20 protein-coding genes are annotated in these 18,460 nt (G+C 66.9%); 5 read left to right on the top strand and 15 right to left on the bottom strand.

All coding sequences use genetic code 11. The features are described 5' to 3' along the window. The first annotated feature begins 42 nt into the window (after positions 1–42). From IB230_RS07710 to IB230_RS07720, 3 genes are all read left to right on the top strand, one after another. Positions 43–375 (top strand): SMR family transporter, encoded by a 333-nt coding sequence (locus IB230_RS07710; protein WP_192270614.1) that lies wholly within the window; start codon positions 43–45, stop codon positions 373–375. 89 nt (positions 376–464) lie between these two features. Beyond that, complete coding sequence (locus IB230_RS07715) at positions 465–944, top strand: Mpo1-like protein (protein WP_192270616.1); 480 nt, start codon at positions 465–467, stop codon at positions 942–944. 38 nt (positions 945–982) lie between these two features. Continuing rightward, a complete protein-coding gene (locus IB230_RS07720; protein ID WP_192270618.1) occupies positions 983–1,351 on the top strand; it encodes a hypothetical protein in 369 nt (122 codons plus the stop codon). 21 nt (positions 1,352–1,372) lie between these two features. On the opposite strand, the gene IB230_RS07725 is transcribed toward IB230_RS07720, so the two are convergent. The 9 genes from IB230_RS07725 to IB230_RS07765 all read right to left on the bottom strand — a co-directional run bounded on the left by IB230_RS07725 (position 1,373) and on the right by IB230_RS07765 (position 9,961). Then, positions 1,373–2,239: an NAD-dependent epimerase/dehydratase family protein gene (locus IB230_RS07725; protein WP_192270620.1), complete on the bottom strand. Its 867-nt coding sequence runs from the start codon at positions 2,237–2,239 to the stop codon at positions 1,373–1,375. A gap of 6 nt (positions 2,240–2,245) precedes the next feature. Beyond that, positions 2,246–2,617 (bottom strand): Na+/H+ antiporter subunit G, encoded by a 372-nt coding sequence (locus IB230_RS07730; RefSeq protein WP_192270622.1) that lies wholly within the window; start codon positions 2,615–2,617, stop codon positions 2,246–2,248. Beyond that, positions 2,614–2,856 carry a K+/H+ antiporter subunit F gene (locus IB230_RS07735; protein WP_255430486.1) on the bottom strand — a complete coding sequence of 81 codons (243 nt, stop codon included), beginning with the start codon at positions 2,854–2,856 and terminating at the stop codon, positions 2,614–2,616. The genes IB230_RS07730 and IB230_RS07735 overlap by 4 nt, the downstream gene beginning before the upstream one ends. A gap of 38 nt (positions 2,857–2,894) precedes the next feature. Continuing rightward, positions 2,895–3,395 (bottom strand): Na+/H+ antiporter subunit E, encoded by a 501-nt coding sequence (locus IB230_RS07740; RefSeq protein WP_192270626.1) that lies wholly within the window; start codon positions 3,393–3,395, stop codon positions 2,895–2,897. Positions 3,396–3,397: 2 nt separating this feature from the next. Then, positions 3,398–4,963, bottom strand: coding sequence for a monovalent cation/H+ antiporter subunit D (locus IB230_RS07745; protein WP_192270628.1), 1,566 nt, complete (start codon positions 4,961–4,963; stop codon positions 3,398–3,400). Continuing rightward, positions 4,960–5,382 carry a Na+/H+ antiporter subunit C gene (locus IB230_RS07750; RefSeq protein ID WP_192270630.1) on the bottom strand — a complete coding sequence of 141 codons (423 nt, stop codon included), beginning with the start codon at positions 5,380–5,382 and terminating at the stop codon, positions 4,960–4,962. The genes IB230_RS07745 and IB230_RS07750 overlap by 4 nt, the downstream gene beginning before the upstream one ends. Positions 5,383–5,398: 16 nt before the next feature. Beyond that, positions 5,399–8,230: a monovalent cation/H+ antiporter subunit A gene (locus IB230_RS07755; protein WP_192270632.1), complete on the bottom strand. Its 2,832-nt coding sequence runs from the start codon at positions 8,228–8,230 to the stop codon at positions 5,399–5,401. Positions 8,231–8,317: 87 nt separating this feature from the next. Further along, complete coding sequence (locus tag IB230_RS07760; protein WP_192270641.1) at positions 8,318–9,268, bottom strand: calcium/sodium antiporter; 951 nt, start codon at positions 9,266–9,268, stop codon at positions 8,318–8,320. A 72-nt stretch (positions 9,269–9,340) separates the two neighbouring features. Then, entirely contained in the window at positions 9,341–9,961 is a 621-nt protein-coding gene (locus IB230_RS07765) for a lectin (RefSeq protein WP_225589251.1), read from the bottom strand. Between the two features lie 126 nt (positions 9,962–10,087). On the opposite strand from IB230_RS07765, the gene IB230_RS07770 reads away from it, so the two are divergent. Beyond that, entirely contained in the window at positions 10,088–10,627 is a 540-nt protein-coding gene (locus IB230_RS07770) for a hypothetical protein (RefSeq protein ID WP_192270643.1), read from the top strand. A 6-nt stretch (positions 10,628–10,633) separates the two neighbouring features. On the opposite strand, the gene hmgA is transcribed toward IB230_RS07770, so the two are convergent. The 3 genes from hmgA to hppD are packed head-to-tail and all read right to left on the bottom strand — an operon-like array spanning position 10,634 to position 13,497. Beyond that, positions 10,634–11,932: a homogentisate 1,2-dioxygenase gene (gene hmgA, locus IB230_RS07775; protein ID WP_192270645.1), complete on the bottom strand. Its 1,299-nt coding sequence runs from the start codon at positions 11,930–11,932 to the stop codon at positions 10,634–10,636. Further along, on the bottom strand, positions 11,922–12,341 hold the full coding sequence (locus IB230_RS07780; RefSeq protein ID WP_192270647.1) for an endonuclease domain-containing protein: 420 nt from the start codon (positions 12,339–12,341) through the stop codon (positions 11,922–11,924). Before IB230_RS07780 ends, hmgA begins: the two co-directional genes overlap by 11 nt. Before the next feature lie 58 nt (positions 12,342–12,399). Then, entirely contained in the window at positions 12,400–13,497 is a 1,098-nt protein-coding gene (gene hppD / locus IB230_RS07785; protein ID WP_192270649.1) for a 4-hydroxyphenylpyruvate dioxygenase, read from the bottom strand. Positions 13,498–13,575: 78 nt separating this feature from the next. On the opposite strand from hppD, the gene IB230_RS07790 reads away from it, so the two are divergent. Further along, positions 13,576–14,049, top strand: coding sequence for a MarR family transcriptional regulator (locus IB230_RS07790; protein WP_192270651.1), 474 nt, complete (start codon positions 13,576–13,578; stop codon positions 14,047–14,049). An 87-nt stretch (positions 14,050–14,136) separates the two neighbouring features. Here IB230_RS07790 and IB230_RS07795 read toward each other — a convergent pair whose 3' ends face one another. The 3 genes from IB230_RS07795 to IB230_RS07805 form a co-directional block, all read right to left on the bottom strand. After that, complete coding sequence (locus tag IB230_RS07795; protein ID WP_192270653.1) at positions 14,137–15,639, bottom strand: oligopeptide:H+ symporter; 1,503 nt, start codon at positions 15,637–15,639, stop codon at positions 14,137–14,139. 184 nt (positions 15,640–15,823) lie between these two features. Beyond that, positions 15,824–17,407, bottom strand: coding sequence for an AbgT family transporter (locus IB230_RS07800; protein WP_192270655.1), 1,584 nt, complete (start codon positions 17,405–17,407; stop codon positions 15,824–15,826). Positions 17,408–17,529: 122 nt separating this feature from the next. Beyond that, entirely contained in the window at positions 17,530–18,390 is an 861-nt protein-coding gene (locus tag IB230_RS07805) for a tryptophan 2,3-dioxygenase family protein (RefSeq protein ID WP_192270656.1), read from the bottom strand. Positions 18,391–18,460: the final 70 nt, after the last annotated feature.

The raw sequence follows: 18,460 nt of genomic DNA on the forward strand, positions 1-18,460 counted from the left end.
TCCGTGCAGTAGGCTTGCCCCCCTTCCATCGGGTGCTCGCGCATGAATGCCTACCTCTACCTCGCCCTGGCCATTGCGGCCGAGGTCATCGCCACCAGCGCCCTGAAAGCCTCCGAAGGCTTCACCCGGCTCGGTCCGTCGCTGCTGGTCGCCGCCGGTTACGGCGTGGCGTTCTACTTCCTGTCGCTGACGCTGAAGACCGTGCCGGTGGGCGTGGCCTACGCCATCTGGTCGGGCGCCGGCATCGTGCTGATCGCCCTGATCGGCTGGGTGGTGCTGAAGCAGCCGCTGGACCTGCCGGCGATGCTGGGCATGGGGCTGATCGTGGCCGGCGTGGCGGTGATCCAGCTGTTCTCGAAGGCCGCCGCGCACTGATCTCCCCGCCCTGACCGCCGGCACGGCAACCCCGGCCGGGCTGGGGTATGCTCCATACCCTGCCGCATTGCCATCCTCGGGAGGGATGAATGAACGCGACCGCGCAACGTCCGGTGGACCGCTGGTTCGCCAGCTATTCCGGCGACCACGTCAACGAGACCAACCAGCGGATCCATGTCTTCGCCGTGCCGGCGATCCTGTGGACGGTGGTGGCGCTGCTGTGGTGCATCCCGGTGTTCGGCACCTGGGTGAAATCGGGCATGTGGGCGGCGCTGGCGATGTTCGGCGCATGGATGTACTACTACAAGCTGTCGCGCCCGCTGGGCTTCGGCATGCTGGCGATCTTCATCGCGATGGCGTGGCTGACGCGCTGGCTGGAAGCGCTGCTCGGCCTGGAGAAACTGCTCTACGTCGCCATCACCGTTTTCGTGGTGGCCTGGATCGCGCAGTTCATCGGCCACAAGATCGAAGGCAAGAAGCCCAGCTTCCTGACCGACCTCACCTACCTGCTGATCGGCCCGGTATGGGTGCTCAGCAAGTTCTACCGGAAGATGGGCTGGCGGTACTGAGGCATTCCCGCATGAAGGTCGTCACGGGAGTCGTTCTCGTGTCGGCCCTCGTGCTGCCATGGCGTGCCGACGCCTCCTGGTTCGAGTTCTGCCGCATGGAAGGCGTGGTCGAGTCCGTCGTATCAACCGCGGACGGCGGCCATCGCTCGTTCGATTTCAGAATGACCGTGTCGTCCGCACGCGCGGACGAGAGTGCGGCATCGGAGAGCTACACCGACTGCTTCGGGTACATCGGTCGCGACATCGAGGTCACGCTGCGCCTGCCCCGCAAGCATGGCCAACCACAGCCCGGTGACCGCATGGTGATCACACGGTCCGTGGTCGACGGCTTCGACCTGAAGACGCTGCGGGAGGTCACCCACGTGAAGGCGAAACTGGTGTCGTACGGAGCAGCCACGCGCGACTGAGGTCGCCTGGGCCACCGGAAATCAGCCAACCTTCCGCCCCAATGCATTGGCATCAAGCTCGAAGGGCTTTGGCGCATAGCCGAAATCACGACGCGCTGGCGTCGCATCGAACACCAGGTCCTCGCGCATGCGGGCCACGGCATCGTCGGTGAGGCCACGCATCACGCCGGCCAGGCGGGCCAGCGACAATGCCATCCGGAACATCGGCATCGGCACCTGCCACAGCGTCGCGGGCGGCTCGAGTGCGGCCAGCGTCCGCGCCACCATGTCGCGGTACGCCAGCGTTTCGCCGCCCGGCAGCGCGTACGCCTGACCGTGTGTTGTCGGAGCATCCACGACGGCCAAGGCGGCAGCCGCCAGATCGTCGACATGCACGGGCTGGCGTTTTCCGTCCGCACCGCGCGGAAGCACAAAGAACCGCGTGCGCCGCGCCATCGCAGCGATCCGCGCCAGCGTCTGGTCGCGCCCCGCCCCATAGACCAAGGTCGGGCGCAACAGCGTGGCGGATGCGCCGTTCGCGGCGGCCGTATCGAAGACCAGCCTCTCGGCCGCCTGCAACCGCGCCACGATGTCGCGCTCGTAGGCGTCGCCGGAGGCCTGCTTGGTATCCAGGCTGGTGGATCCGAATGCGACCACGCGCGGCGTCGCGACGAGTCCTCGCTCGTACCACCACGCGAATCCGTCCAGCGGCCCCGTACTGAAGATCACGTCGACGACCGCCGGAAGACCTTCGATGCCGGCGAACTCGCCCCGCAGCCAGCGCACATTCGACGCATCGGGACGCGGCATCCGCGAGACGGCGAACACCTGCCAGTCGCGCGCATCAAGCCGGGCCAGCAGCGCCTCGCCGATCTGGCCGCTGGCACCGAAGACGAGGGCGGTACGCATGACGGATCAGGCGTCCGGTCGTGCGTCTTCGTTGACCGCGTCGATGGGCTTCTCGGGCTCGCCCGCCGGCATCGGCGGACGCTCCGCCATGTGCAGCGACAGCGCCGCCTTGGCCATCAGGTGCGCGCTGATCGGCGTGGTGATGAAGAGGAAGGCGGTGATCAGCAGTTCGCGCGGCTGCGGGTCGGTGCCGGTCAGCGCGTGGTAGCCCACCGATGCCAGCAGCACGCAGCCCACGCCCATCGTGCTGGCCTTGGTCGGCCCGTGCAGGCGCTTGAAGAACTCCGACAGCTTCACCAGGCTGAAGGAACCGACCAGGATGAAGAAGCTGCCCACCGCCAGCAGCAGCACCAGCAGGATGGCGAAGACCCAGCTCATTCGACGATGTCCCGGCGCAGCACGTACTTGCTCAGCACCACCGTGCCGACGAAGCCGAGCATGGCGATGATCAGCGCCGCCTCGAAGTAGACCGCCGTACCCACGTAGATACCGAACAGCATCAGCTGCGCAATGGTGGCGACGAACAGCGTGTCCAGCGCCAGGATGCGGTCGGGCACGGTCGGCCCGCGTACCAGCCGGAACAGGGCCAACAGCATCGCCACGGCGACGACATGCATCGACGCGACGACGGCGTAGATCACCAGGGTCTGCGGGGTCACGGGAAAATCTCCATGAGCGGCGCTTCGTAGCGCGTCTTGATCTGGCGGATCACCTCGTCGGCATCGTCGAGGTTCAGTACGTGCACCAGCAGGTAGCGGCGGTCGTCCGATAGCGCCGACGATACCGTGCCCGGCGTCAGCGTGATGATGCTGGTCAGCGCAGCGATGCCGTGGATGTTGCCGATGTCCAGCGGCACCCAGATGAAGCCGGGGTGGATGTTGCGCTCGGGCCCGAGCACCTGCAGCGCCACGGTGACGTTGGAGCGCACGATATCCAGCGCCAGCACGCACAGCATGCGCGGGATGCTGCTCAGGCGGCCGATGCGGGCGAACTCGCGGTCGAGCCGCGCGGCAAACAGCGGGATCGTCAGCGCCAGCACCAGCGCCAGGACGATCTGGCCGACGCTGATGTCGTCGTTCATCAGCAGCCAGAAGCAGAACACCGTCAGGCTCAACGGCAACGACGGCAGCAGACGCTTGCGCCATTTCGCGACCATGCTCAGGGCTCCCTCAGCTGCGGCGTGGCGGCGCGCACCTGTTCGACGTAATCAGCCGGCGACAGCAACTGCCGCGCAGTCGCCCGGGTGTAGTCCAGCAGCGGCGCGGCGGCCAGCACCATCGCCACGCCGTAGCCGAGCAGCAGCACGATGGCCGCCGACTCCAGTGGGCGCGACGGCGCGTCCACCAACTCGTTCGCCGGCGTAAAGGCGGCCTGCTTCTCGGCGCTGGCGTCCGGCCACGGCTCGGTGCGCCAGAACAGCCGTGTGCCGGCACGCGCCAGGCCCACCAGCATCAGGAAGCTGGTGCCCAGCACCAGCAGCCAGATCCAGAACGTGCGCGCGCCTTCCGGTACCGCTTCGAGCACCAGCAACTTGCCGATGAAGCCCGACAACGGCGGCAGCCCGGACAGCGATACCGCGGCGAACAGGAACAGCAGACCGGGCACGGTCTTGTCCGGCAGCGCAGCGATCAGGTCCTTGCGGTCGCCGGCGCGACCCCGCCGGCGGCGGATCAGGTCGGCAAGCAGGAACAGCGCCGCACCCGCGAAACTGCTGTGCACCAGGTAGTACAGTCCGGCGCCGATGGTGCCGGCCGTGCCCAGCGAGAACGCGACGAACAAGGTCGCCGCCGACCCCAGCACCAGGTAGGCCGCCAGCGCGCGCAGGCGGTTGGCCGCGAGCACGCCCAACGCGGCCAGCACCAGCGTGGCGGCGCCGAGCACCAGCAACGGTGTCCAGGCGAATCCGTCCAGCGGCCCCAGCGCGCCGAAGCTCAACGTGCCCAGTCGCAGCACGGCGTACAGGCCGACCTTGGTCATGATCGCGAACAGACCGGCTACCGCCGCCGGTGCATGCGTGTAGGTGTCCGGCAGCCAGAACGACAGTGGCAGCACCGCGGCCTTCGCACAGAACACCACGAACAGCAGGCCGGCCGACGCCTGCACCAGCGCCACGTCGCCGGCCGGGAGCTGCGCCACACGCACCGACAGCTCGGCCATGTTCAACGAGCCCAGCAGGCCGTACAGCAGGCCCAAGGCGATCAGGAACAGCGTCGACGCTGCGATGTTGAAGGTCACGTAGTGCAGGCCCGCACGCAGGCGTTCGCCGCGGCCGCCGCTGAGCATCAGGCCGTAGGACGAGATGAGCAGCACTTCGAAGAACACGAACAGATTGAAGATGTCGCCGGTGAGGAACGCGCCGTTCAGTCCCATCAACTGGAACTGGAAGAACGCATGGAAGTGCGGCGCGCGCCGGTCCCAGCCGGCGCCCGCATGCAGCAGGCAGGCCGCACCCAGCAGCAGCCCCACCAGCAGCATCAGCGCCGACAGCCGGTCCACCATCAGCACGATGCCCAGCCGCGCCGGCCAGTCGCCCAGCAGATAGACCGACACGTCGCCAGCGGCCGCCTGCGCGACCAGCACGCCCGCCACACCCAGCATCGCCGCGACCGACGTCCAGGCCACGATGCGCTGCGGCAGCATGCCGAAGCGGCGATGCTCGAAGAACAGCGCGATCGATGCAGCGAACAGCGGGATCAGGATGGGCAGGATCGGCAGGTGGCTCATGCCCGCGCCTCCGGCTCATCGGCCTTGGCGGCGTCGCGCGCTTCCTCGTGCCGGCGCTGTTCGCTGGCGAGGAACTCGCGTTCGGCCTTGCTGCCATCGACATGGTCGCTGTCGTTGTCCCCGCGGCTGCGGATCGCCAGCACCACCGTCACCGCGGTCATCGCGAACGCGATCACGATCGCGGTCAGCACCAGCGCCTGCGGCAGCGGATCCGTATGGTTCGCCAGCGTCGCCGCCACGTCGTCGCGCAGCACCGGCGGCTTGCCGGCCACCAGGCCGCCGGCAGCGAAGATCAGCAGGTTGGTCGCATACGACAGCAGCGTCAGCCCGAGGATGACGTCGAAGCTGCGCGCGCGCAGCAGCAGGTACACCCCCGCGGCGGTGAGGATGCCGATCGCGCTGGCCATCGCGAGTTCCATTACGGTGCACCTCCCATCAGCGCAGTTCTCCCGTGCGGGTGGATCGGTCGCCCGGTTCCATCACACCCAGGTGCGACACGCGCGTGCGCGACGGACGGATCGTGCCCATCATCGACAGGATCAGCATCGCGCCGCCGAACACGACCAGGTACACGCCGGTGTCGAACCCGATCGCGCTGGCCAGCGGCACCGTGCCGATCACCGGCAGGTCGAGATCCAGGTGGCCGCTGGTCAGGAACGGCACGCCGAACCCCATCGACGCCGCGCCACTCAGGCCGGCGACGATCAAGCCGACGCCGATGCACTTGATGTAGTCGAAGCCGAAGCGCGATTCCACCGACGCCGCGCCCTGGATGACGTACTGGATCAGCAGCGGCACCGCCAGCACCAGGCCGGCGATGAAGCCACCGCCCGGCGCGTTGTGGCCGCGCAGGAACAGGAACACCGACACAGTCAGCGTCAACGGGAACATCAGCTGCGCCAGGTCGGCCGGTACCGGCAGCTGCACCGGCGGACCGGAGACCACTTTCTCCGGCGCCATGCGCGCACGCCGCAGCAGCGCGTGCACGATCAGCGCGGCGACACCGAACACGGTGATTTCACCGAACGTATCGAAGCCGCGGAAGTCCACCAGGATCACGTTGACCACGTTGCGGCCATAGCCTTCCGGCAGCGAACGTGCCAGCAGCTCGCCGCTGATCGGATCCCCCGTGCGTGTCATCACCGCGTAGGCGAGCAGGGAAACGCCGACGCCGGCGACCAGCGCGATGGCGATATCGCGCAGGCGACGACGCGGCGTGCGTTCCGGCGGCGAGCGTGGCGGCAGGTAATGCAGGCCGAGCAGCAGCAACGCCAGGCTGACCATTTCCACCATCAACTGCGTCAGCGCCAGGTCCGGCGCGGACAGGAACACGAAGGTCAGGCTGACCACCAGGCCGGCACCTCCCAGCACGATCACCGCCAGCAGGCGCTGCCGGTACAGGCGGATGGTGAACACTGTGCAGGTCACCAGCACCAGCCACAGCAGCCAGCCCAGCAGCGGCATCGGTTGCGGAGTGCGCCACGGCAGCGGGTCGGAGACACCCATGAGGAACGGCGCGGCACCGGCCGCCACGGCGGCCAGCACCATCAGCATCAGACTGCGCTGCAGGCTGCCATTGACGAGCTTGCCGATGAAGCGGCCCGCCAGCGCGTACAGGGCTTCCATGTTCCAGCGGAATACGTTGCGTCCCAGCGAACGGCGCACGATGGTGTGCAGGTCGAACAGTCGTCGCAGGCCGAAATACAGTGCGATGCCGCCGGCGATGCCGGCCAGGCTCATCAGCAGCGGGGTGTTGATGCCGTGCCACACCGCCAGGCTGTATTCCGGCATGGCGTCGCCGAGGATCGCACCGGCGCCCGCATGCAGCACCGGCGCCACCGTCCACGCGGGGAACATGCCGACGGCCACGCACAGCACCACCAGCACTTCCACCGGGATCTTCATCCAGCGCGGTGGTTCGTGCGGCACCACGTCGAGGTTGCGCGGACCTTTGCCGAAGAACGTCTCGTAGACGAAGCGCAGGCTGTAGGCCACACCGAACATGCCGTACAGCAGGGCCGCCACCGCGATGGCATTGCGCATGCCGCGGTGACCGTCGATGTCCAGCGCTTCGGCGAAGAACATCTCCTTGGACAGGAACCCGTTGAGCAGGGGAATCCCCGCCATCGCCAGCGACGCGATGATCGCCAGCGCACTTGTCCATGGCATCAATCGTCGCAAGTTGCCAAGTCGCCGCATGTCGCGCGTCCCGGCTTCATGGTCGATGATGCCCGCCGCCATGAACAGCGAGGCCTTGAACGTGGCGTGGTTGAGGATGTGGAACACGCCGGCCACCACCGCCATCGGTGTGGAGATGCCGAACAGCAGCGTGATCAGGCCGAGGTGCGAGATCGTGGAATAGGCCAGCAGGCCTTTCAGGTCGTGCTGGAAGATCGCGAACCAGGCGCCCACCAGCAGGGTCAGCGCACCGACCGAGGTCACGACGTAGAAGAACAGGTCCGTGCCCGCCAGCGCCGGATGCAGCCGTGCCAGCAGGAACACGCCGGCCTTCACCATCGTCGCCGAATGCAGGTAGGCCGACACCGGCGTCGGCGCCGCCATCGCGTGCGGCAGCCAGAAATGCAGCGGGAACTGCGCGCTCTTGGTGAACACGCCCGCCAGCACCAGCGCCAGCGCCCACGGATAGAGCGCACTGCCGCGGATCAGGTCGCCCGACGCGAGCACGATGTCCAGGTCGTAGCTGCCGACGATGCGGCCGATCAGCAGCACGCCGCCCAGCAACGCGAGGCCGCCGGCACCGGTGATCGCCAGCGCCATCCGCGCGCCTTCGCGCGCGTCCTGCCGGTGCGACCAGAAACCGATCAGCAGGAACGAGCTGATGCTGGTCAGTTCCCAGAACACCACCAGCAGCAACAGGTTGCCGGCCAGTACCACGCCGAGCATCGAGCCCATGAACAGCAGCAGGCAGGCGAAGAAACGCGGCGCGCTGTCCTTCTCGCTGAGGTAGTAGCGCGCATACATCACCACCAGCGCGCCGATCGCCAGCACCATGCCCGCGAACATCCATGCCAGCCCGTCCAGCCGCAGCGTGAAGGCCAGGCCGATCTGCGGGATCCAGGCGTGGTCCGCGCGCAGGTTCCAGCCCTGCAGCACGCTGGGTGTCATCCAGGCCAGCAATACCAGGCCCAGCAGCGGCGCCAGGCCGGCCAGCCATGCGGTCGCGCCGCGCGGAAGGCCGCGCGCCAGCGCCACCACCAGCGCAAGCACGAACGGCAGCGCCAGCAGGATTTCAAGAAAAGGGATCATCAACGGCCTTGCAGGGAATGCGGGATTCGCGAGCAATCGGCCCGAGTTTAACAAACCCGTTCACATAAGCCTGACCCACTGTTCAGGTCAGGCGAGCAATGCGATCTCCAGGACCACCCAGCCGAGGAACGCCGCGAGCAGGATGCCGCCCTCGATGCGGCTGATGCGCAGATCGCCACGCAGCATGGGGTACAGCACCAGCACGAAGGCGATGGCGGCCGGCAATTCGAGCCGCACGAACGATTCCGGCAGCGCCAGCGGACGGAACGCCGCCATGCCGCCCACCACCACCAGCAGGTTGAACAGGCTGGAACCGATGACGTGCCCGGCGACCATGTCGCCTTGCCCGCGTCGTGCGGCCATCGCGGCGGCGGCGATTTCCGGCAGCGCGGTGCCGATCGCCACCGGCAGCAGGCCGGTCAGCAGCGGCGACAGGCCCCAGTGCGCGCCGATCACCGGTGCGCCCTGCACCACGAAACGCGCGCCGTAATACAGCAGCGCGGCGGCCACGACGAAGCGCAGCAGGTTCAACCACAGCACGGTATTGGTGTTGGCGTAGGCCTCGATGTCGGTACGCACCGCGACGTCCTCGCGCGGCGCACGCGCCAGCAGGAACGCCAGCGACGCCACGAAGCCCAGCAGCAGCACGCCGCCTTCGATGCGGCTGACCACGCCGTCCAGGCCGAACACGATCAGTGCCAGCGTAGCGAGCGCCAGCAGCACTAGCAGGGACGACAGCACGCGCATCCGCACGAGGACCGGCGCGACCAGCGCGGCGACGCCGAGCGCCAGGCCGAGGTTGACGATGTTGCTGCCCACCGCATTGCCCAGCGCGAGTTCCTGCGAACCCGTCCACACCGCGCGCGCATTGACCGCCAGTTCCGGCAGCGAAGTTCCGAACGCGATCAGCAATAGGCCGGCCACGAACGGCGACGCGCCGATGCGCTGGGCCAGGCCGGACGCGCCCTTGACGATGGAATCCCCGCCCAGCGCCAGCAGCACCAGGCCCAATGCGAAATAACCCCAGGCATCCGCCATCGCCACGCTCCCCGTCGAGTCTGCGGCGATTCTATGCCCGGCCCGCCGACGCGGCCAGCCGGGCGTCGTCGATCAGGAGCAGCCTTCGACGTACTCGACCTGCGGCGCCAGGCCCACGCGCCACGAGGTCACCTTGCCGCCGGCATCGGCCTCGAAGATGAGCTTGGTCGGCGCCACGTCGCCGGCGTCGATGGACAGGTATTGCCCGCCCTGCGTGTACTTGTGCGGCGACGCCTTCAGCGCGCCACCGTAGAGCTTCTGCACCTCGTCCACGCTCATGCCGACCTTGCCGCCGCCGGGTGCGGTTTCCTTGTCGGTGCCGACGTCGTAACGGACGAACTTGCCCTCTTCCATCATGAAGGCGAAGTCGGCGGGGCGGCTGATCCACTTCGGCCACAGGTAGTGGCAGGTGGTGCCTTCCATCGGCGCGCCATTGAGCTCGCCACCCCAAGCCGCGCGCGCTTCGTCGACCGTGCTGCCCAGCTTCATGTCGCCGTAGCCGAGGAAGCTGGCCTGGCTGACCGGTCCGGCGGGAGCGGCCGTGTCGTCGACCGCAGGTGCGGGCGCGGGTGCTTCCGCCATGGGTGTGCTGGTCGCCGTGGTCTGCGGCTCCGCCGGCGGCGCAGCGGCTTCTTCGCGCTGGCACGCGGACAACAGGGTGACGACCATCACGATCGGCAACATCGACTTCATGGGGGGCTCTCTCCAGTGCACAAACGTGAATCGTAGCGGCGGCGCGTTAAGTCACCGCGATGAAGCGCTGTCATCGGCACTTCATCGCGCGCCGCTAGCCTGCACGCGGCCTCATTGCCCTTCCCCATGCGCCCGTCGAAGACCGACCTTGCCCGCCAGACCCTGCAAGCCCACACGGGCGTGCTCGGCATGCGCGAGCGGCGCGCGCTGATCCTCTGCGACGGGCAGCGCGACATCGCGGAGCTGGTACGCCTGCTGGGCCAGGACGCCCCCATTCTGGTGCAGGGCCTGGTGAAGGCGGGCTACCTGATCATCGCGGGTAGCGCGCCGGCACCTTCTGCGGCGGCGGCAGCCGCGTCGATGCCCCCTATCACCACGAACGCGGCGCCGGCCGGACCGCGACGATCGCTGGTGGCCGCCAAGGTCTATCTGTCCGGCATGCTGGAGTTGCAGCGGGATGAAAGCGCGCGCAAGCATCGCGAGCGACTGCTGGCGCGGCTGGACGACGACGCGATGCTCGACGCGCTCGCCGATGCGCTGCGGTTCCTGGAAGGCCGCGTCGCCGCCACGCTCGCCGGACGCATCCGCGAGCGCCTGTTCGAGGCGCTGCCACCCGACGACCTGCAACGCCTGCTCGATGCGCGCATGGAAAGCGCGTTGCCCTGAACCGGCTCAGTCTTCCGGAGTGAAGTGCTTGCGCAGCCCCGCCCAGCAGGCCTGGTAGTCGCGCTGCCGGTGCGGCGCCTCGATGGCCTGCCGTGTCGGGCGGATCACCGCCCGTGTCTCGAACATGAAAGCCATCGTGCCGGTGATGACGTCGGGCTTCGACAGGTCGGCGTTCGACGCCTTCTCGAACGTCGCCGCATCCGGTCCGTGCCCGGTCATGCAGTTGTGCAGTGAGGCGCCGCCCGGTGCGAAGCCTTCGGCCTTGGCGTCGTACACGCCATGGATCAGGCCCATGAACTCGCTGGCGATGTTGCGGTGGAACCACGGCGGCCGGAACGTGTCCTGCGCCACCAGCCAGCGCGGCGGGAAGATCACGAAATCCATGTTGCCCACACCCGGCGTATCGCTCGGTGAGGTCAGCACGAGGAAGATCGACGGATCGGGATGGTCGAAGCTGATCGAGCCGATCGTATTGAAGCGGCGCAGGTCGTAGCGGTACGGCGCGTAGTTGCCGTGCCAGCCGACCACGTCCAGCGGCGAATGGCCGATATCGGCGCGCCAGAGGTGGCCCTGGAACTTGGCGATCAGTTCGAACCCGCCCTCCACGTCATCGTACGCTGCCACGGGCGTCTCGAAATCACGCGGGTTGGCCAGGCCGTTGGAGCCGATCGGCCCCAGGTCCGGCAGACGCAGCGCAGAGCCGAAGTTCTCGCAGACATAGCCACGCGCTTCGCCGTCCGGCAGCTCGACCTGGAAGCGCACGCCACGGGGGATGACCGCGATCTGTTGCGGCTCGATCTCGATCACGCCGAACTCCGTCGCAATGCGCAGGCTGCCCTGTTGCGGGACGATCAGCAGCTCGCCATCGGCGTCGTAGAAATAGCGCCCCTGCATCGACCGGTTGGCGGCATACAGGTGAATGCCCACGCCATGCATCGCATCGGGCGAACCGTTGCCGGCCATCGTGTACAGGCCATCAACGAAGTCCGTCGGCACTTCCGGCATCGGCAGCGGCGACCAGCGCATCTGGTCCGGCGACACCGGACCCGCGTTGAAGTCGCTGTGCAGCCGATGCTGCGCGTACGGCGCGAACGGCCCGTGCATCGCCGCCGGACGGATGCGGTACAGCCAGCTGCGCCGGTTTTCCGCGCGTGGCGCAGTGAACGCCGTGCCGCTCAGCTGTTCCGCATACAGCCCGTGCGCGACGCGCTGCGGCGAGTTGCGGCCCTCCGGCAGCGTGCCGGGGATCGCCTCGCTGGCGAAGTGGTTGCCGAAGCCGGTCTGGTAATTGTCGCTAGTCATCATCGCACTCGCTTATCGCTTGAGCCCCTCTCCCACCGGGAGAGGGGTTGGGGTGAGGGTACGGTCCACATGCGGCGTTCCAGATCGCCTCGACTACAGCCCCTGTCGCTCTCAATACATCATGATCCCAGAAGCGAAGGATGGTCCAACCTTTTGAACACAGGACTCGGGTGCGGGTCGCATCCGACGACGCAGCGTGCTGTGATCCATCCAGCTCTATGATCAGTTTCTTGTCGATACAGCAGAAATCGGCGATGTACGGTGGAATCGGATGCTGACGACGGAATTTAAGTCCTTCGAGTCCTCGCCCGCGCAATACCTTCCAGAGTTTTAGCTCCGCATCCGTCATTGTCCTGCGCAAACGGCGCGAGTTCTCAAGCGTGGTGGTAGGTAATGGCGGCTTGATGTCCATGACACCACCGTACCCTCACCCCAACCCCTCTCCCGTCGGGAGAGGGGCTCTCGCATCGTCAGAGAACCCCGCGCTTCATCTGGTCGCGCTCGATGCTCTCGAACAGCGCCTGGAAGTTGCCTTCGCCGAAGCCTTCGTTGCCCTTGCGCTGGATGATCTCGAAGAAGATCGGGCCCAGCGCGTTCTGGGTGAAGATCTGCAGCAGCTTGCGCTCCTTGGTCTCCACGTCGGCGTCGATCAGGATCTTGTTGCGTGCCAGGCGCGCGACATCCTCGCCGTGGTTGGGAATGCGCTGGTCGATCACGTCGAAATAGGTCTCCGGCGTATCGAGGAATTCCACGCCCGCTTCGCGCATGCGCTCGACCGTGGTGTAGATGTCGTCGGTGAAGCAGGCGATGTGCTGGATGCCCTCGCCCTTGTAGGCATCGAGGTATTCGTTGATCTGGCTCTTCGGGTCGCTCGACTCGTTGAGCGGGATGCGCACCATGCCATCCGGCGCGGTCATCGCCTTCGACAGCAGGCCGGTCTTGGCGCCCTTGATGTCGAAGTAGCGGATCTCGCGGAAGTTGAACAGCCGCTCGTAGTAGTCCGCCCACTTGGCCATGTTGCCGTGGTAGAGGTTGTGGGTCAGGTGGTCGATGAAGGTCAGGCCGAAGCCGGTCGGCATCAGGTCCACGCCGGGCAGGTATTCGTAATCCGGATCGTGGATCGTGCCCTCGCCGTCGTAGCGGTCGACGATGTACAGCATGCAGTCGCCGATGCCCTTGATGACCGGCGCGGCGACCGCCTTGGTCAGTTCGTCGGCGGCGTCGAAGGATTCGGCACCGTTCTTCAGCGCCTGCACGCGCGCCCATTCGGCCAGCTTCTTTACTCGAATCGCGAAACCGCAGGCGCTGGGGCCGTGTTGGGCGGCGAAGCGGGCGGCGAACGAATCCGGATCCTCGTTGATAAGGAAGGTGCAGTCGCCCTGGCGGTAGGTGCTGATCGCGCGCGTCTTGTGGCGCGCGACCTGCACGAAGCCCAGCTTGCGGAAGTAGTCGTGCAGCAGGTGCGCCTGGCCCTGCGGGGCGGCGAATTCGACGAATTCGAACCCGTCGATGCCCATGGGATTGTCGAAGGTCGTGGGCTGCATGCCCAGATTGGGTTGTGCGGTCATGGGGCGCCTCGCTAGGCTTGCCGGGATTTATCCCATTTTATAGTTTCAGCCGAAACCAACTACAAGCAGCAGTGCAGCATGAGCCAGCCAGCCAGCCCCGCCGTCCACGCCGATTTCGACCTCGACCGCCTGTTTTCCTACCGGTTGAGCGTGCTGTCCAACCGTATCAGCAGCGCGATTTCCCGCGAATACCACCGCCGTTTCGGCCTGGCCATCACCGAATGGCGGGTCATGGCGGTGCTGGGCCGCTTCCCGGGCCTGTCGGCGGGCGAGGTCGCCAACCGCACCGCGATGGACAAGGTGGCAGTCAGCCGGGCGGTGGCCCGTCTGCTTGAGCGGGCCCTGATCCAGCGCGAAATCCACGGCGACGACCGCCGCCGCTCGGTGCTGGCGCTGACCGATGAGGGCTTCCGGGTCTACGACGAGGTCGCCCCGATGGTCATCGAGTACCACCAGCGCATGCTGGAGCCGTTGACCGAGGAAGAGCGCACCATGCTCGATCAGCTGATCGACAAGCTGGCCGGGGAAGGCGTCAAGCGCATCGAAGGCTGAGGCCTTTCCGTCCCGGAAACGAAGAACGGCGGCCGATGGCCGCCGTTCTTTTTCCTGACGACCCGGCGGATACCGGGTCGGCGGGGATCACTTCACGCCGTGCATCAGGCGGTTGACCAGCGGCGCGATCAGGAACAACAGCACGCCCGAGCCGACCAGCGCCCAGAAGCCGAAGGTGTAGCCCGAATGCGCGGACTGCACGGTCATGCCACCGGTACCGCTGACGTGTCCGGCGAAGATGCCGGCCAGGTTGTTGCCGATCGCGATCGACAGGAACCAGCAACCCATCGCCATGCCGGCCAGACGGGCCGGCGCCAGCTTGGTCGTCATGGACAGGCCGATCGGCGACAGGCAGAGCTCACCGACGGACTGGATGACGTAGACCATGAACAGCGTCCAGAACGGGATCTTGCCGCTGCCGTCGACCATGCTGTTCAGCGCGATCATCAGCAGCAGGAAGGCCAGGCCGTTGAAGATCAGGCCGAGGCCGAACTTGCGCGGGATCGACGGATTGTTCTTGCCCATCCGCACCCACATCCACGCCATGATCGGCGCCAGCGTGATGATGGCGATCGAGTTCACCGACTGGAACCACTCCAGCGGGAACACCCAGTCGCCGAAGTCGCGGTTGACGATCTTGTCGGCGAGGAAGGTGAACGAGCTGCCGGCCTGCTCGAAGAACATCCAGAACAGCACGTTGAACACGAAGATGATCAGCATCGCCACGACCATGTCGCGCGCGACCTTGCCGTTGCGGGCGCCCTCGATCAGCAGCATCACCGCCGGCACGACGAACAGCGCCATCAGGATCGCCTGCAGCGCGCTGGCATCGATGGTCAGCAGGAAGTAGAACAGCGGAATGCCGACCACCAGGCCGAGCAGCGCGACCAGGCCGACACGGCCCAGGCCTTCCTGTCCCGGTGCCGGCAGGCCGATGCCCTTCAGCTGGCCGCGACCCATCCAGAACCACACCAGGCTGACGATCATGCCGATGCCGGCCGAGATGAACACCCACTGGTAATGCGGGTCCTCATTGGTGCCGAAGATCTTGCGCGCCAGCCAGCCGGTGATCACCGGGGCGATCATCGCGCCGATATTGATGCCCATGTAGAAGATGGTGAAACCGGCATCGCGACGGGCATCGCCCTGGAAGTACAGCTTGCCCACCATCGTGGAGATGATCGGCTTGAACAGGCCGTTGCCCACGATGATCGTGGCCAGGCCCAGCTTGAACAGCGGCTCGGTCGGCGAGGCCAGCAGGAACAGGCCCAGCGCCATGAACACCGCGCCGAGCAGGATCGAACGCTGGAAGCCGATCAGCTTGTCGGCCACGTAACCGCCGAAAATGGCACCGGCATACACCAGCGCCAGGTAGGCACCGTACATCTCGCTGGCGGGCTTCTCGCCGGCCGCATCGCCACCGTGGAACTGCGCGACGATGTACAGCACCATCGCCCAGCGGATGCCGTAGAACGCGAAGCGCTCCCAGAACTCCGACATGAAGAGCATCCACAGCGGACGCGGATGACCCAGGACCTGCTTGAATTCCGGTATCCGTTCCGGCGTTGGTGACTCGACGGCTCCGCTCATGCGGGCTCCCCCCTAAAAAAGTAGTTCAGGATTTCGGTTTCCCCTGCAACCGCAGGGGACGGGCGAGGATTACCGACCGGCCCGGGCGCGTCAATCCGAGCCTTCACGCCACCACCGGGCCCGCCCGCCCTGTTCAGACGCGCAAGCCCTTGCCGGGAAAAGGTTTTCCCGGCAGCCCGGACCCTCAGGCCGGCACGTAGTCGTAGCGCGCACCGATGCCCAGCGGGATGCCTAGGCCCCAGAACGCGAGCAGCAGCAGGGTCCACAGGAGCGACAGGGCGACCGAGTACGGGAGCATCAGCGACGCCAGCGTGCCGATGCCGGCCGCTTTCACGTAGCGCTGGCAGAACACCACGATCAGCGGGAAGTACGGCATCAGCGGCGTGATGATCGTGGTCATCGAATCGCCCACGCGGTAGGCCGCCTGGGTCAGGTCCGGGGACACGCCCAACTGCATCATCAGCGGCACCATGATCGGCGCCAGCAGCGCCCACTTGGCCGACGCCGACCCGATGAACAGGTTGACGATGCCGGTCATCGCGATCAGGCCGATCAACGTCAGCCACATCGGCAGGCCCAGCGCCTTCAGCAGATCCGCCCCCTCCACCGCCATCAGCGTGCCCAAGCCAGAGCCGTTGAATCCGGCCAGGAACTGCGCGATGAAGAAGGCGATGACGATGTAGTACGCCATGCCGCCCATCGCTTTGGTCATCGCCGCGATGACATCACGATGCGTCTTCACCGTGCCGGCGACATAGCCATAGACCACGCCCGGGATCAGGAACAGGATGAAGATCAGCGCCACGATCGACTGCATCACCGGCGCCTGCGCGACCAGCAGCGTGTTGCCGCCGGCCAGCACCGCGGGCGTGTCCGCCGGCGCGCGCCACGGCGAGGTCTCCGGCCACAGGCTGAGCGCGAACAGCGCCAGCGCAGCCAGCATGGACAACGTCGCCCACAGCAGGCCGCGGCGTTCGCCGGCGGTCAGCGGCTCCATCTTCGGCAGGTCCTTCGTATCGCCATCCACCATCGTCCGCGCCAGGCGCGGCTCGATGATGCGGTCGGTGACGAACCAGCCGATCGCGATGATCAGCGCACTGGAGACCGTGGTGAAGATCCAGTTGTTGAGCGGATTCACCACCAGCGCGGGATCGATGATGCGTCCGGCTTCCTGGGTGAAGCTCGCCAGCAGCGGGTCGAGCGAGGACGGCACCAGCAGCGTCGCCGAGAATCCGCCGGACACGCCGCAGAACGCGGCCGCGATGCCGGCCAGCGGGTGCCGGCCTGCCGCGTAGAAGATCACCCCGCCGAGCGGGATCACCAGCACGTAGCCCGCATCGACGGCGACGTGGCTCAGCACAGCGACGGCGACCAGCGCCGGCGTCAGCAGCGATTTCGGCGTGACCGACAACATGCGCCGCAGCGCCGCGTTGATGTAACCGGTGTGCTCGGCCACGCCGAGACCGAGCATCGCCGTCAGCACCACGCCCAGCGGCGCGAACGCCATGAACACCTTGTACATGTTGGCCATGAAGGCGGTCAGCGAGTCGCCCGCCAGCAGGTTGACGATCCGGATGGGCTCACCCGTGGTGGGGTTGATCGCTTCGAATTCCACGCCCGACAGCAGCCAGGACAGGCCCCAGACCAACAGCATCAGCAGCAGGAACAGCGCGGCGGGATCGGGTAAGCGGTTGCCGGTCCGTTCGACCAGGTCAAGCAGGCGGGTGGCGAGGCTGCGCGGGGCGTGCTCCGGACGGACGTCAGTCATCGTGCGGTCGTTTCCTGTCGTGGCGGTTCCCGCATGCTAACAGCGTGCGGCCGCCAGACGGTCCGACGATGGCGATATCGCACCCGCATCGTCGTCGCGATGCGATGACGATGCGAGGGTCTTCAGCGACCGGGACCGATCGAGGTGCGTACGTCGAACAGTTCCGGGAAGAACGTCAGCTCCAGCGCCTGCCGCAGGAAGCCCACGCCGCTGGAACCGCCGGTGCCGCGCTTGAAGCCGATGATGCGCATCACCGTGCGCATGTGGCGGAAGCGCCACAGCTGGAACTGGCTTTCCAGGTCCACCAGGTCCTCGCACAGCGAGTACTCGCGCCAGTAGCGGTCCGTGTCTTCGTAGATCGCCTCGAACACCGGCAGCAGCGCGGCATCTGCGGCATGCGACTGCCGCCAGTCGCGCTGCAGGTGCTGCGCCGGGATCGCGTGGCCCCAGCGCGCGAGGTACATCAGGAACTCGTCGTAGAGGCTGGGCGCATCGAGCACGGCCTCCAGGCCGGCATGGCCTTCCGGATCGTGCGAGAACACCTTCAGCATCGCGGCGTTCTTGTTGCCCAGCAGGAACTCGATGGTGCGGTACTGCAGCGACTGGAAGCCGGACGACGGCCCCAGCAGGTCGCGGAAGCCCATGTATTCGGACGGCGTCAGCGTCTCCAGCACCGACCACTGTTCGGTCAGCTGGCGCAGCACCTGCTTCGCGCGCGCCAACACCTTGCGGCACTGCCAGACCTGGTCGCGCTGCAGGAAGCCCGTGGCCGCACGCAGCTCGTGGATCATCAGCTTCATCCACAGCTCCGAGACCTGGTGCTGCACGATGAACAGCATCTCGTCGTGGTGCGGCGGGTCCGATACCGGGTGCTGCGCCGACAGCAAGCGATCCAACTGCAGGTAACCCCCGTAGCTCAGGCGGCCCGACAGGTCGGTGTGGATGCCGGCTTCCAGCGGGCGTTCGTTCTTCTCTACGGTCATCCGTCGGTCAACCGGTGCGCCACGGGGGCAGCGGGGGCGCCAGCGTAACCGATGGCGGCCGGCACCCCGG

The organism is Pseudoxanthomonas sp. PXM01 (assembly GCF_014851815.1).
In the GTDB taxonomy this organism is placed as follows: domain Bacteria; phylum Pseudomonadota; class Gammaproteobacteria; order Xanthomonadales; family Xanthomonadaceae; genus Pseudoxanthomonas_A.